Here is a 19,163-nt window from a genome sequence, read left to right as displayed (position 1 = left end):
GTCCCCGGGGCCCGGCCCTCTGCCTGCCGACGGCTACGCGCTCAGCGAGCGCGCACCGCTCAGTTGTCGTCCTCGTCGATCAGGAACCCGCGCATCGGCGAAGGGGCCTGCTGCTGCATCGGCTGCGGGGCCTGCGGCCGCACCGGCGCCATGGGCTGCGTCATCGCGGGCGCCATCTGCTGCTGACCGCCGTAGGACGGGGCGCCGCCCATCGACTGGCTGCCGCCCATCTGCTGGCCGCCGTGGTTGGAGCTGCCCATGGAGTGGCCCATCGCTCCCGCACCGGCCGGGGCCAGCGAGGGGGACGGCGGCAGCGAGGCTGCCGCAGGAGTCCGCGGCGGGGCGAGCGAGTCGTCCGACTGGGTCTCCAGCTGACGCAGCTGGCTCTCCAGGTAGGACTTCAGCCGCGTGCGGTACTCGCGCTCGAAGCCGCGCAGGTCCTCGACCTTGCGCTCCAGCGTCGCGCGGGCCGACTCCAGCGAGCCCATCGCCACGCGGTGCTTCTCCTGCGCGTCCCGCTCCAGGGCGTCGGCCTTGGCACGGGCGTCGCGCTCCAGGCCCTCGGCCCGGCTGCGCGCCTCGCCGACGATCTTGTTTGCCTCGGAACGGGCCTCCGCGATCGCCTGGTCGGCGGTCTGCTGCGCGAGCGAGAGGACACGGGCGGCGCTGTCGCCGCCGGGGCCCTGCCCCTGCTGCTGCATCTGCTGCTGCATCTGGGGCGGCTGCATCTGCTGCTGTTGCTGCGGGTTGTGCCCCATCGGGCCGCCCATGGGGCCGCCGAGGGGTCCTCCCTGCATCGGGCCGGGGCCGTGCTGGCCCTGCGGACCGGGGCCATGGCCGCCCTGGGGACCGTGACCGCTGGGACCTGCGGGCAGCTGCGGCGCTCCACCGGGCAGTTGGGGCGGACCCATCTGCGGGGGCTGCTGCTGCTGCGGCGGTCCAGATATGGCGGCGGGCACGGGAGCACCCGGGCGTTCCTGCTGCTCCGGAGGCTTCCGCATACCCTGCTGCTGCTGTTGCTGTTGTTGCTGCTGCTGTTGCTGGTTCTGCGCGGCGGCGCGCGTCGCGGCGGCCAGCTTGGCGCGCAGGTCCTCGTTCTCACGGAGCAGACGGGTCAGCTCCGATTCGACCTCGTCGAGAAAGGCATCGACCTCGTCCTCGTCATAGCCTTCTCGGAGGCGGACGGTCGTGAACTGCTTGTTCCGCACGTCCTCGGGGGTCAACGGCATCTCTTCTTCACCTCTACGTAGTCGTCGGCAGTCGGCAGGACCGTATCGCTCACAACCTGACCACAACGCTGATCAGGATGTAGACGATGATCATCAGAACGAAGAAGGACAGGTCGAGTGCCACGCCCCCGAGACGCAGCGGCGGAATGAACCGCCGCAGAAGCTTGAGCGGTGGATCGGTGACAGTGTAAGTGGCCTCCAGTACGACCACCATCGCCTTGCCGGGTTGCCATGAACGTGCGAACTGGAAGACGTAGTCCATGACCAGCCGGAAGATCAGCACGATGAGGAAACACATCAGCGCGATATAGACCACATCCAGTGCGACGCCCATGTCCCGCGCTTCCCTCTCCCCTGGCTCTCGTAGCTCCGGCCTTCCGGCCGGCACCGGCCTCGCGGCCGGGTCGTTCCCGATGTTGTTCTCAGCTCTGGTTGAAGAATCCGCCCTCTGCGATGCGGGCCTTGTCCTCCGCCGTGACATCGACGTTAGCAGGCGACAACAGGAACACCTTCTGCGTCACGCGCTCAATGCTGCCATGGAGACCGAAGACGAGTCCTGCAGCAAAGTCGACAAGTCGCTTCGCGTCCGTGTCGTCCATCTCCGTGAGATTCATGATCACCGGAGTGCCCTCACGGAAGTGTTCCCCGATGGTACGGGCCTCGTTGTAGGTCCGGGGGTGCAGCGTGGTGATGCGGTACGGCTCCCGCTCCGACACGACCTTGGGCATGATCACCGGTGCGTTCTTCTCCATGTTCGGACGTTCAGGTGTGATGGATGCCACGGGGGCGATCCGGGCGGGTCGCCCGCTTTCCGCGGGGAGCTGAACCGGCTCCCGCTGAGCGGGCGGCTGTACCGCTCGTACCGGTTCGTCCCTTTCGCGCTCGCGCTCGCGTTCCCGGTCGACCTGGTGCGGGGGCTGATGCCGTCGCCGGTCGCGCTCGGGCTCCGGCTCAGGTTCGAATTCGTCGTCGGGGTCGAACCCCGGACCGTCGTACCCATCGTCCTCCACGAGGCCGAGGTAGACCGCCATCTTGCGCATCGCGCCGGCCATGCTCCGAGTCCTCCGCTCTGTGGTGGATCGGCATTCGTCACCAAGTGCCCGCGATCCACGGTGGTCTGCCCGCTGTGGCTGGGAATGACCATATTTTCTGCTGTGGTCCGACTTGCTTCGCGACGTTACCCGAGCCGGGGTCGGTCTCCGAGCACCGCCGTACCGACGCGGACATGTGTCGCTCCCGCCGCCACCGCGTCCTCCAGATCCCCGCTCATTCCGGCGGAGACCATGTTCGCAGCCGGACGCTCGGCGCGCAGGCGGGACGCGTATTCCATCAGCCGGTCGAAGGCGGCCCGTTGCCGTCCGGCAAACGGTCCGGACAGCGGCGCCACGGTCATCAGACCGTCGAGCCGGAGGCCGGGGGCCGCGTCCACCGCGGCCGCCAACTCCTCGATCCCGTCCGGCGCGACGCCCCCGCGCTCGCCCCGCTCGCCGCTCTCCGCGTCCAGGGCGACCTGGATGAGGCAGCCGGTCTCCCGCTCCGCCCGCACCGCGGCGGCAGAAAGGGCGGTGACCAGCTTGGCGCGGTCCACCGACTGCACGACATCGGCATAACTCGTCACAGAACGAACCTTGTTCGTCTGCAACTGTCCGACAAAGTGCCATGTCAGGGAAAGATCCGCACAAGCGGTGGCTTTCGGCGCCGCGTCCTGGTCACGATTCTCCGCGACATGACGCACACCGAGTTCATGCAGAATGCGCACATCGCTCGCCGGGTAGGTCTTGGTTACCACGACCAGGGTCACGTCCTCGCGACCGCGGCCGGCCGCGGCGCAGGCGGAGGAGATCCTTTCCTCCACCTGTGCCAGGTTCGCCGCGAGTTGATCCTTACGATCCGTCATGCCCTATCAGTCCAACCAGACATATCCGGCGAGCCGCCCGGTGGTGCGGTCGCGGCGGTACGAGAAGTGGTCGCCCGATTCCCGGGTGCAGACGGGCGAACGGTGCCGGTCGCGCACACCGAGCGCGGCGAGCTGGGCGTGCACCCCGCCGGTGACGTCCACCGCCGGAGTACCCCAACTCGTCTCGGCCCATGTTCCGGGAACGCTCTCGGCGACCTCGGCCCGCATCTCGTGCGGGACCTCGTAGCACCGTCCGCAGACGGCCGGCCCGGTGTGCGCGGTGATCCGGGAGGGGCGTGCGCCCAGCGCGACCATCGCCTCGACCGCAGCCGGAACGACTCCGGCGACCAGCCCCGGCCGCCCGGCGTGCGCCGCTGCGACCACTCCCGCGTCCGGGTCGGCGAGCAGAACGGGGGTGCAGTCGGCGGTCAGCACCGCGAGCGGCAGCCGGCGTCGGGCGGTCACCACCGCGTCCACTGCCAAAACCTCCTCTTCCGCGCCCCAGGGCCCTTCCACGACCGCCGCGTCCCGGCCGTGCACCTGGTTCATCCAGACGACACGGGCCGGGTCGAGACCGAAATGGCGGGCGGCGCGTCCGCGGTTCTCGCGAACGGCGGCGGGGTCGTCACCGACCGCTCCGCCGAGGTTCAGCTCGTCGTACGGAGCAGCGCTCACCCCGCCCCACCGGTCGGTGAAGGCGAAATGAGCGCTGCCCGTGGCGAGTGCCGTCGCGTGCTGGCCTATCACTTCAAGAAGTCCGGGACATCCAGCTCTTCGGCCTGGGCGTCCTGGTAGGGACGGGCCGGCGGGACGTGCGGCGGGGAGACCGGCGGAAGCGCGCTCTCGGTCGACGCCGGCGCCGGGGCGGGCTCGGCCGGGGCCGGGCTCTCCTCTCGCGGGGGCACGGAACCGAGACCGCCCGACGGGCGGACCGGCTCTGCGGCGGCCCTGGCCGGGGCGGCCGGCTCCTCCCGCTTGTTCGTGTTCGCGCCGAGGACGTTCTCCCGGCGGGCCGGCGGCTGTCCGCCGTCGAAGCCCGCGGCGATCACCGTGACCCGTACCTCGTCGCCCAGGGCGTCGTCGATGACGGCGCCGAAGATGATGTTGGCCTCGGGGTGAGCCGCCTCGCTCACCAGCTGGGCCGCTTCGTTGATCTCGAAGAGACCGAGGTCGCTGCCGCCGGAGATGGAGAGCAGGACGCCCCGGGCGCCGTCGATGGACGCCTCCAGGAGCGGCGAGGAGATCGCCATCTCGGCCGCCGCCACCGCGCGGTCGTCGCCGCGTGCCGAGCCGATGCCCATGAGCGCCGATCCGGCCTCGGACATGACCGACTTCACGTCGGCGAAGTCGAGGTTGATCAGCCCGGGGGTGGTGATGAGGTCGGTGATGCCCTGGACGCCCGAGAGCAGTACCTGGTCGGCCGACTTGAAGGCGTCGAGCACGCTGACCTGACGGTCCGAGATGGACAGCAGGCGGTCGTTGGGGATGACGATGAGAGTGTCGACCTCTTCGCGGAGCTCGGCGATGCCGTCCTCCGCCTGGTTCGCGCGCCGGCGGCCCTCGAAGGTGAACGGCCGGGTGACCACACCGATCGTCAGCGCGCCCAGGGAGCGCGCGATGTTGGCGACGACGGGTGCGCCGCCGGTGCCGGTGCCGCCGCCCTCTCCGGCGGTGACGAAGACCATGTCGGCCCCCTTGAGGACCTCCTCGATCTCCTCACGGTGGTCCTCTGCCGCCTTGCGACCGACGGCCGGATTGGCCCCGGCGCCGAGGCCCCGGGTCAGTTCGCGGCCGACGTCGAGCTTGACGTCGGCGTCGCTCATCAACAGCGCTTGCGCGTCGGTGTTGATCGCGATGAACTCAACGCCCTTGAGGCCGACCTCGATCATCCGGTTGATGGCATTGACACCACCGCCGCCGACACCGATGACCTTGATGACTGCGAGGTAGTTCTGCGGTGCTGCCACGTCGAAGGCCTCTCGCCTCGAGTTACGTGTCGTCGCTCTGCGGTGGCCCCGCGGCGACGACTGATGTCGATGGGGACGGTCCGAACGCCGACCCAAACCCTAACGTTGAAGTTTAGGGTTACCAGTGTGTCTGCTTCTTGGACTCTTCCGAACAGGACACTAAGTCGACAAGTGGCGCACGTTCAACGAACACGCCGAACCTCCCGTTTTTCTTTTCACCCTATGTGATCACCCGTAGCGCTGACCAACCAGGGTGCTGGCCAGCACAAACGCCCGTCAACTCGCCGAAACCGCAGGGGCGGTGGGGGCGCTTACGTCGAAGTGTCCCGCTTTGGGAGCGGCTTTCATGAGCGCGGCGAGAACACGTGCCTTCACCGGCCCGTCCTCACTACTGCCCCAGATGACCACACGATCCCGGGTGAGCCGCAAGGAAATCGCGTCGTACGACGAAACCCGTACGGCTTCCGTGTCCTTGGCGAGGCCCGCCGGAAGACCGCCGGCGACCTGGACGGCCTCCTGGGCCAGGCGGTCGGCGCCGAACCGGCGAAGGCTCGCCGAGGGCTCGGGGGTCAGCTCCAGCAGGGGCACCCCCTCCGGGGCCTCGTCCACGGTGGCGAAGCGCACACCGTCGGCGTCCACTTCCACGAAGCCCGACCCCTTCTTCACCAGCAGGACCGGCTTCCGCTCCGTCACCTTAAGGCCGATGCCGTGCGGCCAGGACCGCACGACATCCACCGTGTCGATACGAGGCAACTTCTGGCGCAGTCTGCGCTCCATGCCGTCGGTGTCCACGGAGACCAGCGGCGCGCCGACCGGAGCGGCGGCAACCGCTTCCACTTCTTCGCGGGTGAGCACCTCGACACCGGTCGTGCTGACCCGCTCGACGCGGAACCAGGAGGAGCCGTAGAGCGCCCACAGCACGAACGCGGCGAGCAGGGCGGCGGCCACGGCGGCCAGGACCAGCCGCGCACGGCGGCTGATCCGGCGCTCCTCCGGGCCGGTCCGCTGGGGCCGGGGGGCGGCTTCCGCCCGCCCTCGTGCGCCGCGCTGTGCGGTCGTCGGTCCGGCCACGCTCGCTCCTTCGCCGGACCCGGGGCGCCCGCCCCGGGTCCGCGCCGCCTCGCGCCGCACGCCTAACGGCGCGAGGCGATCGCTTCGTACACCATGCCGACGAGCAGGTCGTCGGCGTCACGCCGACCGAACTCCGCGGCCGCACGGGACATCTCGTACAGCCGGTGGGGGTCCGAGAGCACCGGCAGGACGTTGGCCTGCACCCATTCCGGGGTGAGCGCCGCGTCGTCCACCAGCAGGCCGCCTCCGGCGTTGACCACCGGCTGGGCGTTGAGCCGCTGTTCGCCGTTGCCGATGGGCAGCGGGACGTAGGCGGCGGGGAGCCCGACGGCGGAGAGTTCGGCGACGGTCATCGCGCCCGCCCGGCAGAGCATCATGTCGGCCGCGGCGTACGCGAGGTCCATCCGGTCCACGTACGGTACCGGGATGTAGGGCGGCATTCCGGGCATGTTGTCGACCCGCGGCAATTCGTTCTTCGGACCGACCACGTGGAGGATCTGGATGCCCGAGCGCTGGAGCAGCGGCGCGACCCGCTGGACCACCTCGTTGAGGTGGCGGGCGCCCTGGGAGCCGCCGGAGACGAGCAGCGTGGGCAGGTTGGGGTCGAGGCCGAAGGAGGCGCGCGCCTCCGGACGGGCCTGGGCGCGGTCCAGGGTGGCGATCGTGCGGCGCAGCGGGATGCCGATGTAGCGGGCGTCGCGGAGCTTGCTGTCCGGGGTGGAGACGGCGACCCCGTGGGCGTACCGGGAGCCGATCTTGTTGGCGAGCCCCGGGCGGGCGTTGGCCTCGTGGACGACGATCGGCACCCCGGCGCGCTTGGCGGCGAGGTAGCCGGGCAGCGCGACGTAGCCGCCGAAGCCGACCACGCAGTCCGCCCCGGTGCGCTCCAGGACCTGCTCGGCGGCCTTGATGGTGCCGCGCAGCCGCCCGGGCACGGTGATCAGCTCAGGAGTGGGCTTGCGGGGCAGCGGGACGGCCGGAATGAGGGCCAACTCGTACCCCCGCTCGGGCACGAGCCTGGTCTCCAGTCCGCGTTCCGTGCCGAGGGCAGTGATTCCCACGGTCGGGTCCTGCCTGCGCAGGGCGTCTGCGAGGGCCAGCGCCGGCTCGATGTGCCCAGCGGTCCCCCCGCCGGCGAGTACGACATGCACCGAAATTCACCGCTCTCCGGACGGACGCTTCTTGACGCGCCGTCTCATCGTCTTCCATCTCACCCCGGGCCTCCGCATGGCCAGGGCCGCCTTCGCGGCGGGGTCCTCCCGCGCGAAGGCGATCATCAGTCCGACCGCGAACATCGTCGGCAGCAGGGCGGACCCTCCGTAGGAGAACAGCGGGAGCGGGACACCGGCGATCGGCAACAGGCCGAGCACCGCACCGATGTTGATCACGGCCTGGGCCGTGATCCAGGTGGTCACGCCTCCCGCGGCATACCTGACGAAGGGGTCCTCCGTGCGTCCGGCCACGCGGATACCCGCATAGCCTAGAGCCGCGAAGAGGGCGAGCACGGACAGCGTCCCCGCCAGACCCAGTTCCTCACCGGTGATGGCGAAGATGAAGTCGGTGTGGGGTTCGGGGAGTTGCCCCCATTTTTCCACACTCGCACCCAACCCGGAACCGAACCATCCGCCGGAGGCCAGGGCGTAGATCCCGTGTGCGGCCTGCCAGCAACCGCCCTCCGGATCGGGTTCGCTGACGCCCATGCAGGCGAGCCGGGACATCCGGTTGGGGCTGGTCCTGATCAGGAGGAACGCGAGGAGGGCGGCGAAGCCGAGCACTCCGGCGAACAGCCGGGTGGGCGCTCCGGCCAGCCAGAGCAGACCGAACAGGATCGCCGTGAGAATGATCGCTGTTCCCATGTCGCCGCCGAGCATGATCAGTCCGAGCAGCAGGAAGGCGACCGGCACGAGCGGCACGAGCATGTGCTTCCACTGGGTCAGCAACCGCTTGCCCTGCTTGCGGGCGAGCAGGTCCGCCCCCCACAGGACCAGGGCGAGCTTGCCGAACTCGCTGGGCTGGAGCTGGAAGGGCCCGCCCAGGTAGATCCAGTTCTGGTTGCCGTTGACCGACTTCCCTATCCCCGGCACCTGGACCAGGATCATCAGGAAGACGGTGACCGTCAGCATCGGGTAGGCCAGGGCCCGGTGGAGCTTCACCGGCATCCGGGCGGCGATCAGCATGAGCGCGCCCCCGATGACGGCGGCGACGAACTGCTTGCCGAAGAAGTACGTCGAGGGCTTGCTGATGTCCAGCGCCTTGATCATCGAGGCGGAGTAGACCATCACCAGGCCCAGCACGGTGATCAGGAGGCTGGAGCCGAGGATCACGTAGTAGGCCGTCAGGGGCCGGTCCCAGGCCCGTCGCGCCCGCTCGTAGCTCCGGCGCACGCCGCCGCGGCGCGGGCCGCGAGGGCCGAAGCCGCCCCGGCCCGAGCCGCCGCGCCCGGGGCTGCGGGGCGGGGCGGGCCGCCGGGAGCCGGTGGTCAGGCGTCCGCGCGGGGCGGGCCCGGCGGGCAGCGGCACACCGGCGGGGGCCGGCCGCGCGGCGAAGGGGCGGGGGACCCGGGTCCGGCGGGACGCCGGTGCGCGGTCCGGTCGCCGTACGGCGGGCCTCTCGTCGGCCGGCATGGTCGCTGTCCCCTCCACTGCTCGTACCCGGGACCCGCGGGCCCCGGGCGCGGAGCCCGGTCGGTCAGGCGCTCTCGTCGGCGCGTGCGCGGACCGCCTCCGCGAAGGCCTCGCCCCGCTTGTTGTAGTTGACGAACATGTCCATCGAGGCGCAGGCCGGGGCCAGCAGTACCGTATCGCCCGGCCCGGCCAGCTCGGCGGCGCGCGCGACCGCTTCGGACATCGCCCCAGTGTCGGTCCGGTCGAGGTCGACCACCGGGACCTTCGGGGCGTGTCGCTCCAGGGCTTCGCGGATCAGCGCCCGGTCGGCGCCCATCAGCACGACCCCGCGCAGCCGTTCCGCCGCTCCGGCCACCAGGGCGTCGAACGTGGCACCCTTGGCCAGGCCGCCGGCGATCCAGACGATGGAGTCGTAGGCGGCGAGGGACGCCTCGGCGGCGTGGGTGTTGGTGGCCTTGGAGTCGTCGACGTACGCGACGGAGTCGAGGTCCGCGACGTGTTCGATGCGGTGGGCGTCCTGGCGGAAGGCCCGCAGCCCGTCGCGTACGGCGGCCGGCGCCACGCCGAAGGCGCGGGCCAGGGCCGCGGCGGCCAGCGCGTTGGCGATGTTGTGCGGGGCCGGCGGGTTGACGTCGGCGACCTCGGCCAGCTCCTGGGCCTGCTTCTGCCGGTCGGGGACGAACGCCCGGTCCACGAGGATGTCGTCGACGACGCCGAGCTGCGAGGGGCCCGGGGCGCCCAGGGTGAAACCGATGGCCCGGCAGCCCTCCACGACGTCGGCCCCGCGGACCAGGTCCTCCGTGGCCGGGTCTGCCGCGTTGTAGACGCAGGCGACCGTGTTGCCCTCGTAGACGCGACCCTTGTCGGCGGCGTACGCCTCCATCGAGCCGTGCCAGTCGAGGTGGTCCGGGGCCAGGTTGAGGACGGCGGCGGAGTGGGCCCGCAGGGACGGCGCCCAGTGCAGCTGGTAGCTGGAGAGCTCCACGGCGAGGACGTCGTACCCCTCCTCGTCGAGCACCGCGTCCAGCAGCGAGACGCCGATGTTGCCGACGGCCGCGGTCCGCAGGCCCGCCGCCTCCAGGATCGAGGCGAGCATCCGTACGGTGGTGGTCTTGCCGTTCGTGCCGGTGACCGCGAGCCAGGGAGCGGCGGGCCTGCCGTCCGTTCCGCGCAGCCGCCAGGCGAGTTCGACGTCGCCCCAGACGGGGACGCCCGCCTCGGCGGCAGCCAGGAAGAGCGGCTTGTCCGGCTGCCAGCCGGGAGCGGTGACGACGAGTTCCGTGGACGGCGGCAGGGTGGCGCCGTCGCCGAGGCGCACCGTGATGCCGTGCGCCTCCAGTTCGGCCGCCTGCGCGCGGGAGCGGTCGTCGTCGCCGTCGTTGACGACGGTGACGACCGCTCCGCGCCGGTGCAGGGCGCGGGCCGCCGGGATGCCGCTGACGCCGAGTCCGGCGACGGTGACGTGCTTGCCCTGCCAGTCCACGGTGCTCACTTCTTGGCTGCCCATCCCGCGTAGAAGAGGCCGAGGCCGACGATCACGCACATGCCCTGGATGATCCAGAAGCGGACCACGACAAGGACTTCGGACCACCCCTTGAGTTCGAAGTGGTGCTGGAGCGGCGCCATCCGGAACACCCGCTTGCCGGTCATCTTGAACGAGCCGACCTGGATGACCACGGACATGGTGATCATCACGAAGAGGCCGCCGAGGATGGCGAGCAGGAACTCGGTGCGGGAACAGATCGCGAGGCCCGCGAGCGCGCCGCCGAGGGCGAGGGAGCCGGTGTCGCCCATGAAGATCTTGGCGGGCGAGGTGTTCCACCACAGGAAGCCGAAACAGGCGCCCATCAGGGCGGAGGCGACGACGGCGAGGTCGAGGGGATCGCGTACCTCGAAGCAGGCGCTGGGGTTGGTCAGGGTGTCCGCGTTGGCGCAGGACTCCTGGAACTGCCAGAGGCCGATGAAGGTGTAGGCGCCGAAGACCATCACCGACGCGCCGGTGGCCAGGCCGTCCAGGCCGTCCGTGAGGTTCACGCCGTTGGACATGGCGAGGATCATGAACAGCGCCCAGACGCAGAAGAGCACCGGGCCGATCGACCAGCCGAAGTCCTCGACGAACGAGAGCCGGGTGGAGGCCGGGGTGTTGCCGCTGGAGTCGGCGAACTGGAGCGAGAGCACCGCGAAGGCGATGCCGACGATCAGCTGGCCGGCCATCTTCGCCTTGGCCCGCAGACCGAGCGAGCGCTGCTTGACGATCTTGATGTAGTCGTCCAGGAACCCGACGAGGCCCATGCCCGCCATCAGGAACAGGACGAGGATGCCGGAGAAGCGCATCTCCTCACCCGTGATGACCTTCGCGAGGATGTACGCGATGATCGTCGCCAGGATGAAGGCGATGCCGCCCATCGTGGGCGTGCCCTTCTTGCTGCCGTGCGTGCGCGGGCCGTCGTCCCGGATGAACTGCCCGTATCCCTTGCGGGCCAGCAGTTTGATCAGCAGCGGAGTACCGACCAGGGTCAGAAAGAGCCCGATGGCCCCCGCGAAGAGGATCTGCCTCATCGGCCGGCGACCTCGCCCTCGGTCGAGCTCTCCAGCAGTGCCAGGGCGACCCTTTCCAGGCCGACCGACCGGGACGCCTTCACCAGCACGACGTCTCCCGGGCGCAGTTCACTGCGCAACAGGTCGACGGCCGCCTGTGCGTCGGACACGTGCACCGACTCCTCACCCCACGAACCCTCGTTATATGCGCCCAGTTGCAGCCAGGAGGCTTCTCTCCCCCCGACAGCGACGAGCTTGCTGACGTTGAGCCGGACGGCGAGCCGTCCGACCGCGTCGTGCTCGGCGAGCGACGCGTCACCGAGCTCGGCCATCTGACCGAGCACCGCCCAGGTGCGCCCCCCGTCGCCCTGACGGGCCTGGCCCATGGCGGCCAGCGCACGCAGTGCGGCTCGCATGGATTCGGGGTTCGCGTTGTAGGCGTCGTTGACGACCGTCACACCGTCCGGACGCTCGGTGACCTCCATGCGCCAGCGGGAGAGGGAGCCCGCCTCCGAGAGCCCTTCGGCGATCTCGGTCACGGACATGCCCAACTCATGGGCGACGGCGGCCGCGGCGAGCGCGTTCGACACGTGGTGCTCACCGTACAGGCGCAAGGTCACGTCGCTGCACCCGGTGGGTGTGTGGAGCTCGAAGGCCGGGCGCCCGTCGGCGGTCATCCTGACCTTCTCGCCCCGTACGTCCGCTTCCGGGGCCTCTCCGAAGAGCAGGACCCGGGCTTTCGTGCGCGCGGCCATCGCGCGGACGAGGGGGTCGTCGGCGTTGAGCACGGCACAGCCGTCCTCGGGGAGGACCTCGACCAGTTCGCCCTTGGCCTGGGCGATGGCCTCCCGGCTGCCGAACTCGCCGAGGTGGGCGCTGCCGACGTTGAGGACCAGACCGATGCGGGGCGGGGTGAGGCCGGCCAGGTACTGGATGTGGCCGATGCCGCGGGCGCCCATCTCCAGGACCAGGTGCCGGGTCTCCGAGGTGGCGCGCAGCGCCGTGATCGGCAGGCCGATCTCGTTGTTGAGGGAGCCGGGCGTCCAGACGGTCGGGGCCTTGTGCTGGAGGAGCTGGGCGATCAGGTCCTTGGTGGACGTCTTGCCGGCGGACCCGGTGAGTCCGACGACCGCGGTGCCGAGGCGTTCCACGACGGCGCGGGCCAGCGCGCCGAGCGCTCCGACGACGTCGTCCACGACGATCGCCGGAACACCGACGGGACGGGCGGCCAGGACGGCTGCCGCGCCCGCCTCCACGGCGCGCTGCGCGTAGTCGTGGCCGTCGACCCGTTCGCCGGCGAACGCGGCGAAGAGGCTGCCGGGCGCGACCTCGCGGGAGTCGATGACGACGGGTCCGGTCACCGTGACTGCCGGGTCCGGTATGTCGCAGGACCGCCCGCCGACGATTTCGGCGATCTCTGCGAGGGAAAGGGTGATCACTTGGTCATCCCTGACTGTTGTTCTCGGGGTGAGGGGCACGGTCCGCGGCGCCGGTGCGCCCCAGGGACCGCTCGATGGCTGCGTGCAGGACCTCGCGGTCGTCGAAGGTGCGTACCACCCCGTGGATGTCCTGGCCCTGCTCGTGCCCCTTGCCCGCCACCAGGACGGTGTCGCCCTCTTCCGCGCGGGCGACGGCCGCGGCGATCGCCGAGGCGCGGTCGGCGTCGACCAGCACGTCTCCGCGCTCGTGGACGGGCACCTCCGCGGCTCCGGAGAGCATGGCGGCGAGGATGGCGAGGGGGTCCTCGGAACGGGGGTTGTCCGAGGTCAGTACGGCGGTGTCGGCGAGGCGGGCGGCCGCGGCGCCCATCGGGCCGCGTTTGGTGGTGTCGCGGTCGCCGCCGCAGCCGAGGACGATGTGCACCCGGCCCTCTGTGACCTTGCGCAGGGAGCGCAGCACCGACTCGACGGCGTCGGTCTTGTGCGCGTAGTCGACGACGGCGAGATACGGCTGTCCCGCGTCCACCCGCTCCAGGCGGCCGGGGACGCCGGGGACGGCAGCGATGCCGTCGGCGGCGGTCTGCGGGTCGACGCCCGCGACGGCCAGCGTGACGATCGCGGAGAGGGCGTTGGCGACGTTGAACGGACCCGGCAGCGGGGCGCGGGCGGCGATCCGCTCGCCCTGGGGCCCGACGGCGGTGAAGGTGCTGTCCCGCGGCCCGACCTCGACGTCCTCCGCGTGCCAGTCGGCGTCCGGGTGGCCCTCGGCGGAGAAGCTGGTGACCGGGACGCCGGACTCGGTCAGCAGCCTGCGTCCGTACTCGTCGTCGAAGTTCACGACGCCGCGGTGGGCGCGCTGCGGGGTGAACAGCTGGGCCTTGGCCTGGAAGTAGTCCTCCATGCCGGAGTGGAACTCCATGTGCTCCGGGCTGAGGTTGTTGAACACCGCGACGTCGAAGACGCAGGCGTCGACCCGGCCGAGCACGAGGGCGTGGCTGGAGACCTCCATCGCGACGGCCTCGACGCCGCGTTCGCGCATGACGGCGAACAGGGCCTGGAGGTCGGTGGCCTCGGGGGTGGTGCGCTCGGACTTGATGCGCTCGTCGCCGATCCGCATCTCGACGGTGCCGATCAGCCCCGTGGGGCGTCCGGCGGCGCGCAGTCCGCCCTCGACCAGATATGCGGTGGTGGTCTTGCCGGAGGTTCCGGTGATGCCGATCTGGAGCAGGCCGATGCCGGGCCGCCCGTAGATGTCGGCGGCCAGTTCGCCCATGACGGCTCGCGGGTCCTCCGTGACCAGGACCGGCAGGCCGGTTCCGGCGGCGCGTTCGGCGCCTGTGGGGTCGGTGAGGACGGCGGCGGCGCCCAGGCCCGCCGCCTGGGCCGCGAAGTCGGCGCCGTGGAAGCGGGCGCCGGGGAGGGCCGCGTACACGTCGCCGGGTCGCACGGCCCGTGAGTCGTGGGTGATGCCGGTGGCCTCACCCCGCGGCGGTGCTTCGATGCCGAGCCGGTCGGCGAGCTCGGCGAGGGGGGTGGGCCGGAGCCGGTCCGGTCGGGGCGCTCCCGGGTAGGTCACAGGCGCGTCCTTCTGGGTGGTTTGGGACTGATCAGCGTGGGGCACGGCGGTGAGCGTACCGGGCTGGGGCCGGGTCTCGCGAAGCGAGGCGTCCTGGTTCCGGGGGTTCTCGTTCCGGTTGCCGGGATCGGGGGTGATGGTTGTCACTGAGGGTTCCCTTGAGGGGATGCTCGCGCATCCCCGTGTTCACTCGCCGGGTTTGAAGGACACCGGCAGCCGGGGCGGCTCGCTGCCGGACGGGGGGGTCTGGAGCGTCTTGAGCGCGAACTCCATGACCTGCTTGTAGATCGGGCCGCAGATCTGGCCGCCGAAGTAGCTCCCCTTGGTGGGGTTCTGGATCGCGCAGTACACGGTGATCTGCGGATCGTCGGCGGGGGCGAATCCCGCGAAGGAGGCGGTGTAGCCCTTGTAGACGCCGCGGACCGGGTCGACCCGGTTGGCGGTGCCGGTCTTGCCCGCGACCCGGTAGCCGGGGATCGCGGCCTTGGTTCCGGTGCCTTCCTCATCGTCGACGACCGACTCCAGCATCGCCGCGAGGGTCTTGGCGGTCTTCTCGCTGACCACCCGGTTCTCCTTGGCTGCCGGGGCGGCGGAGAACCGTCCGTCGGCGCCCTTGGCGCCGCGGACGAGGGTGGGGGCGATCCGGACGCCGCCGTTGGCGATGGTGGAGTAGACCGAAGCGGCCTGGACGGCGTTGAGCGAGAGGCCCTGGCCGAAGGGGATCGTGTACTGCTGCGAGGTCGACCAGTCCTCCGGCGGGGCGAGCAGACCCGGCGACTCGCCGGGGTAACCCAGTCCCGTCTTGCTGCCGAGCCCGAATTTACGCAGGTAGGAGTAGAGGATCTCGTTGGACTCGGCCTGGGACCCGCCCAGCTGACCGGTCGCCAGGATGGTGCCGATGTTGCTGGACTTCGCGAGGACCCCGTTGAGCGTGAGATACCAGGTGGGGTGGTCGACGTCGTCCTTGAAGAGCCGGTCGCCCCGGTGCAGCCGGTTGGGGACGGTGACGTGGGTGCTGGGGGTGGCTGCCTTCTCCTCCAGCACGGCGGCCATGGACATCACCTTGCTGGTGGAGCCCGGCTCGTACACGTCCTGGAGGGCGGCGTTGCCCAGGGAGGCGGAGGTGGCCTGGGAGAGGTCGTTGGGGTCGTAGCCCGGGGCGTTGGCCATGGCCAGCAGTTCGCCGGTCCTGGTGTTCTGCACGATGACGTAGCCGCGGTCGGCCTGGGACTTCTCGACCTGGTCGGCGATGGCCCGCTGGGCGGCCCACTGGATGTCCCGGTCGATCGTCAGCTCGATGTCGGAGCCGGGGACGGCCGGGATCTCGCGGGTTCCCGCGGTGGGGACGCGGCGGCCGCCGGCGTGGGCGTAGCGGATCTTGCCGTCCTCGCCGGCGAGCTGCTCGTCCAGCTGCGCTTCGAGGCCGCCGCCCCCCTTGCCGTCGGCGTTGACGAATCCCAGTATCCCGGCGGCGAGGTCCCCGTTGGGGTAGACCCGCTTGGTGGTCGGCTCCTGGAGGACCCCCGCCAGGACGTCGGCCCCCGGGCCGCCGTTCCGCCGGTCCTCCGCGGCCTTCTCGGCGAAGACGGCCTTGAGGTCCTTGATCTGCTTCCAGACCTGGGGGGTCTGCCGACGGGCCAGGACGGTCCAGCGGCGCTTGGGCGCGGAGAGCTTCTCGGCCAGCTCGTCGGCGTCCTTGCCGAGGATCGGGGCGAGCAGCGCCGCCGCCTGCTGGGGAGCGTCGGGGACCTTGCTCTCCTTGGGGGTGAACAGCTTGGGGTCGGCGGTGATGTCGTGCGCGTCGACGCTGGTGGCGAGCGCGACGCCCTTGCGGTCGGTGATCTCGCCGCGCTCGGCGGCGACCGTGTACTCCAGGTAGCGGTTCTTGTCGGCCTTGGCCGAGTACGCGGCGGCGTCGACGGCCTGGACCTGGAACAGCCGGGCCACGAAGGCCAGCATGACCAGCGTCAGGCCGAGGCCGACCAGCCGCAGCCGGGGGCGCGGGCTGCCCAGGCGCAGGGAGCGCGGCGTCCGGCCGCGCGCGGAGGCGCCGGCGCGCCCGGTCGCGGGGCGCGAACGCCGGGCGCCCGGGCGGGCGGGGCCGCCGGCCGTCCTGCGGGGGCGGGGCGGGGCGGGCACGCGGCGGCGCGGCGGTTCCTTGGGCGGCACTGCGTCACCTGCCGGGGCTCGTCGGGGGCGGGGTGCTCTCCGCCTCGGGGACGGGGACGCTCGGGGGGCCGGGCTCCGGGGCGGCCGCCGCGGGGCCGGCGGGGAGCCGGAGGGCGGCCCCCGACATGCCGGAGGGCGAGGTCGGGGGCGTGCCGGAGGCGGAGGGCGAGGGGGAGCCTGAGGGGCCGGGGCCGGCCGGGTCGCCGCTGGCGGTGGCGCCGGGCTCCGGTGAGTCCGTGGCGTCGGCACTCGGGGTGGGGCTCGGCGGCGGGGCGGTGGCCTGGGTGGGGACGCCGCGGACCGTGCCGTCGGGGTCGAGGAAGGCGGGGCTGCCGCCGGGGACCATGCCCAGTTCCCGGGCGCGGCGCTCCAGGGCGTCCGGCTGGGAGCGGCTGTCGACGTCGCGCTGGAGGGCCTGCTGCTCGTCGGTGCGCTCGGTGGTCTCCCGCTTCAGTTCGCTGAGCCTGAACGATCCTTCGTTGAGCGCGGAGTTCAGCAGGAGCAGGGTGATGAGCCCGCCGCCCAGAAGAAGGACGACCAGCAGGACGAAGGGCGTACGGGCCGCCGTGCTGGGCCCCGTGGACGGCAGCAGCCGGGCGAGCCGGCCGGCCCGCCCCTTCAGCGATGCGGCCGTCCTGCTCACCGCTCGGCCCCCGTGGTGCTCATCGCTCCTCCTCGCGGATGCGCTCGGCGCCGCGCAGCCGGGCGGGGGCGGCGCGCCGGTTCTCGGCGACCTCCTCATCCGTTGGCAGCTCCGCACCCCGGGTGAGCAGCTTCAGCCGGGGCTGGTAGCGCTCGGGGACGACGGGCAGGCCGGGGGGCGCGGTGTTGGCGGCGCCCGCCGCGAACACCTGTTTGACCAGCCGGTCCTCCAGCGACTGGTAGGACAGGACGGCGATCCGGCCGCCGGCGGCGAGGCTGCCGACGGCTCCCGGGATGGCCTGTTCCAGGACGCTGAGCTCACCGTTGACCTCGATGCGCAGGGCCTGGAAGGTCCGCTTGGCGGGGTTGCCGCCGGTGCGCTTGGCGGCCTGCGGCAGCGCGTCCCGGATCAGCTCGACGAGCCGGGCGCTGTTGCTGAACGGCTCCCTCTCACGCTCGCGCACGATGGCGGAGACGATCCGCTTGGCCTGCTTCTCCTCGCCGTACTGCCGCAGGACGCGGACCAGCTCGCCGGGCGGGTAGGTGTTGAGCACCTCGGCCGCGCCGATGCCGGTCGTCTGGTCCATGCGCATGTCGAGCGGGGCGTCCTGGGCGTACGCGAATCCGCGGTCGGCCTCGTCCAGTTGCATGGAGGAGACCCCGAGGTCGAACAGCACGCCCTGGACCCTGGGGACTCGGAGCCGCGCGAGGACCTCGGGCAGCTCGTCGTAGACGGCGTGGACGAGGGTGGCCCGCTCGCCGTAGGGGGCGAGCCGCTCGCCGGAGAGGCGCAGCGCCTCCTTGTCGCGGTCCAGGGCGATCAGCCGGGCGGTGGGGAAGGCGGCGAGCAGGGCCTCGCTGTGACCGCCGAGGCCCAGGGTGCAGTCGACGACCACGGGTTCCGGGTGGGCCGGGTCCTGAAGAGCCGGGGCCAGCAGGTCCAGACACCTCTGGAGCATCACCGGGACGTGTCGGGTCTGGCTCAATGCGCCCTCTCAGGCTCTGTCCCGCGCGGACGGCACGTACGTCCTGGTCCCCGCCCGCTCTGAAGGGGAGGTCCGCCGGCGCCGGGGAAGGGGCGTCGGCCGACCCAGAGCGGGAGAGGGCCGGGCCGCACGTACGCCGCACATCACGGGGGAAAAACGGAATGTGCAGGGGGTGCGGGGTGTGCAATGGGAGCGTCGGGCGGGGGGCGGATGGTGACTTCGCGTTACTTTAGTCCACCCTGCCATTCGATCGATGCGCGATCAACGAACCGGGCAGCGCGTCGTCCCACCCGTCCGGATGCGGAGAACTCACCCGAACGGGCGCACCTCGTCAGGGGTTGTGGGTTAGCTCACACCAGGGTGTGTTGACGTTCTTTGTCCGCTCTCACAGCACGATCCCCCACACGGGAAGGCTAACGTCATATCCATGTCGACTTCCGCTCACTCCCCCGCCGAGTCCGTGACGCCCTCCGCCGCAGCGGTCCGCGAGGGCGGTCAGGTCATCGACCAGCTGGTCGGTGCGAACGCCCGGTACGCGAAGGGCTTCCGCGATCCGGGCATGGACGCCCGCCCGGTCCTCCAGGTCGCCGTGGTGGCCTGCATGGACGCCCGGCTCGACCTGCACGCGGCGCTGGGCCTGGAGCTCGGCGACTGCCACACCATCCGCAACGCGGGCGGCGTCGTCACCGACGACGTGATCCGCTCACTGACCATCAGCCAGCGGGCCCTCGGCACCCGCAGCGTCATCCTGATCCACCACACCAACTGCGGCCTCGAATCCCTCACGGAGGACTTCCGGCAGGAGCTGGAGCGCGAGGTGGGCCAGCGCCCCGTGTGGGCGGTGGAGGCCTACTCGGACGCCGATCAGGACGTACGCCAGTCGATGCAGCGCGTACGGACCTCTCCGTTCCTGCTGCACACCGACGACGTGCGCGGCTTCGTCTTCGACGTCACCACCGGCCTGCTGCGCGAGATCGACTCGGCTTCCTGATCCCACCCGCCCGATTTCCCGCTCTCTGTCGTGT

Annotated in this window: 17 protein-coding genes; 1 reads left to right on the top strand and 16 read right to left on the bottom strand. The window is 71.4% G+C overall.

Annotation, left to right across the window (positions count from 1 at the left end):
• Positions 1 to 59 precede the first annotated feature (59 nt).
• The 16 genes from V9U70_RS02665 to rsmH form a co-directional block, all read right to left on the bottom strand.
• A complete protein-coding gene (locus tag V9U70_RS02665) occupies positions 60 to 1,229 on the bottom strand; it encodes a DivIVA domain-containing protein (protein WP_336672785.1) in 1,170 nt (389 codons plus the stop codon).
• Positions 1,230 to 1,278: 49 nt separating this feature from the next.
• Positions 1,279 to 1,563: a YggT family protein gene (locus V9U70_RS02660; protein ID WP_006123846.1), complete on the bottom strand. Its 285-nt coding sequence runs from the start codon at positions 1,561 to 1,563 to the stop codon at positions 1,279 to 1,281.
• Between the two features lie 88 nt (positions 1,564 to 1,651).
• Positions 1,652 to 2,281, bottom strand: a complete 630-nt coding sequence (locus V9U70_RS02655) for a cell division protein SepF (RefSeq protein ID WP_336672784.1) — start codon at positions 2,279 to 2,281, stop codon at positions 1,652 to 1,654.
• 125 nt (positions 2,282 to 2,406) lie between these two features.
• Positions 2,407 to 3,126, bottom strand: a complete 720-nt coding sequence (locus V9U70_RS02650) for a YggS family pyridoxal phosphate-dependent enzyme (protein WP_336672783.1) — start codon at positions 3,124 to 3,126, stop codon at positions 2,407 to 2,409.
• A 6-nt stretch (positions 3,127 to 3,132) separates the two neighbouring features.
• Complete coding sequence (pgeF, locus tag V9U70_RS02645) at positions 3,133 to 3,873, bottom strand: peptidoglycan editing factor PgeF (protein WP_336672782.1); 741 nt, start codon at positions 3,871 to 3,873, stop codon at positions 3,133 to 3,135.
• Positions 3,870 to 5,093 (bottom strand): cell division protein FtsZ, encoded by a 1,224-nt coding sequence (ftsZ, locus tag V9U70_RS02640; RefSeq protein WP_336672781.1) that lies wholly within the window; start codon positions 5,091 to 5,093, stop codon positions 3,870 to 3,872. The genes pgeF and ftsZ overlap by 4 nt, the downstream gene beginning before the upstream one ends.
• 276 nt (positions 5,094 to 5,369) lie before the next feature.
• Positions 5,370 to 6,164 (bottom strand): cell division protein FtsQ/DivIB, encoded by a 795-nt coding sequence (locus V9U70_RS02635; protein WP_336672780.1) that lies wholly within the window; start codon positions 6,162 to 6,164, stop codon positions 5,370 to 5,372.
• Positions 6,165 to 6,226: 62 nt separating this feature from the next.
• Positions 6,227 to 7,315 carry an undecaprenyldiphospho-muramoylpentapeptide beta-N-acetylglucosaminyltransferase gene (gene murG / locus V9U70_RS02630; protein ID WP_336672779.1) on the bottom strand — a complete coding sequence of 363 codons (1,089 nt, stop codon included), beginning with the start codon at positions 7,313 to 7,315 and terminating at the stop codon, positions 6,227 to 6,229.
• Between the two features lie 6 nt (positions 7,316 to 7,321).
• A complete protein-coding gene (ftsW, locus tag V9U70_RS02625; protein ID WP_336672778.1) occupies positions 7,322 to 8,788 on the bottom strand; it encodes a putative lipid II flippase FtsW in 1,467 nt (488 codons plus the stop codon).
• Between the two features lie 64 nt (positions 8,789 to 8,852).
• On the bottom strand, positions 8,853 to 10,295 hold the full coding sequence (gene murD / locus V9U70_RS02620) for a UDP-N-acetylmuramoyl-L-alanine--D-glutamate ligase (RefSeq protein WP_336672777.1): 1,443 nt from the start codon (positions 10,293 to 10,295) through the stop codon (positions 8,853 to 8,855).
• Positions 10,277 to 11,347 carry a phospho-N-acetylmuramoyl-pentapeptide-transferase gene (mraY, locus tag V9U70_RS02615; protein WP_336672776.1) on the bottom strand — a complete coding sequence of 357 codons (1,071 nt, stop codon included), beginning with the start codon at positions 11,345 to 11,347 and terminating at the stop codon, positions 10,277 to 10,279. The genes murD and mraY overlap by 19 nt, the downstream gene beginning before the upstream one ends.
• On the bottom strand, positions 11,344 to 12,765 hold the full coding sequence (locus V9U70_RS02610) for a UDP-N-acetylmuramoyl-tripeptide--D-alanyl-D-alanine ligase (RefSeq protein ID WP_336672775.1): 1,422 nt from the start codon (positions 12,763 to 12,765) through the stop codon (positions 11,344 to 11,346). The genes mraY and V9U70_RS02610 overlap by 4 nt, the downstream gene beginning before the upstream one ends.
• A gap of 4 nt (positions 12,766 to 12,769) precedes the next feature.
• On the bottom strand, positions 12,770 to 14,488 hold the full coding sequence (locus V9U70_RS02605) for a UDP-N-acetylmuramoyl-L-alanyl-D-glutamate--2,6-diaminopimelate ligase (protein ID WP_336672774.1): 1,719 nt from the start codon (positions 14,486 to 14,488) through the stop codon (positions 12,770 to 12,772).
• Positions 14,489 to 14,527: 39 nt separating this feature from the next.
• Positions 14,528 to 16,510, bottom strand: coding sequence for a peptidoglycan D,D-transpeptidase FtsI family protein (locus V9U70_RS02600; protein WP_336672773.1), 1,983 nt, complete (start codon positions 16,508 to 16,510; stop codon positions 14,528 to 14,530).
• Positions 16,511 to 16,514: 4 nt separating this feature from the next.
• The gene (gene ftsL, locus V9U70_RS02595; protein WP_336672772.1) at positions 16,515 to 17,153 is read right to left on the bottom strand and encodes a cell division protein FtsL; all 639 of its coding nucleotides are present in this window, start codon (positions 17,151 to 17,153) and stop codon (positions 16,515 to 16,517) included.
• 19 nt (positions 17,154 to 17,172) lie between these two features.
• A complete protein-coding gene (rsmH, locus tag V9U70_RS02590) occupies positions 17,173 to 18,138 on the bottom strand; it encodes a 16S rRNA (cytosine(1402)-N(4))-methyltransferase RsmH (protein WP_336672771.1) in 966 nt (321 codons plus the stop codon).
• A gap of 427 nt (positions 18,139 to 18,565) precedes the next feature.
• On the opposite strand from rsmH, the gene V9U70_RS02585 reads away from it, so the two are divergent.
• The gene (locus V9U70_RS02585) at positions 18,566 to 19,129 is read left to right on the top strand and encodes a beta-class carbonic anhydrase (RefSeq protein WP_336672770.1); all 564 of its coding nucleotides are present in this window, start codon (positions 18,566 to 18,568) and stop codon (positions 19,127 to 19,129) included.
• The last annotated feature ends 34 nt before the right edge of the window (positions 19,130 to 19,163 follow it).

This window comes from Streptomyces pratensis (assembly GCF_037137275.1).
In the GTDB taxonomy this organism is placed as follows: Bacteria; Actinomycetota; Actinomycetes; order Streptomycetales; family Streptomycetaceae; genus Streptomyces; species Streptomyces pratensis_B.
Note: the sequence above shows the minus strand (reverse complement) of the source record. Positions and strands in the feature narration are given on the sequence as shown.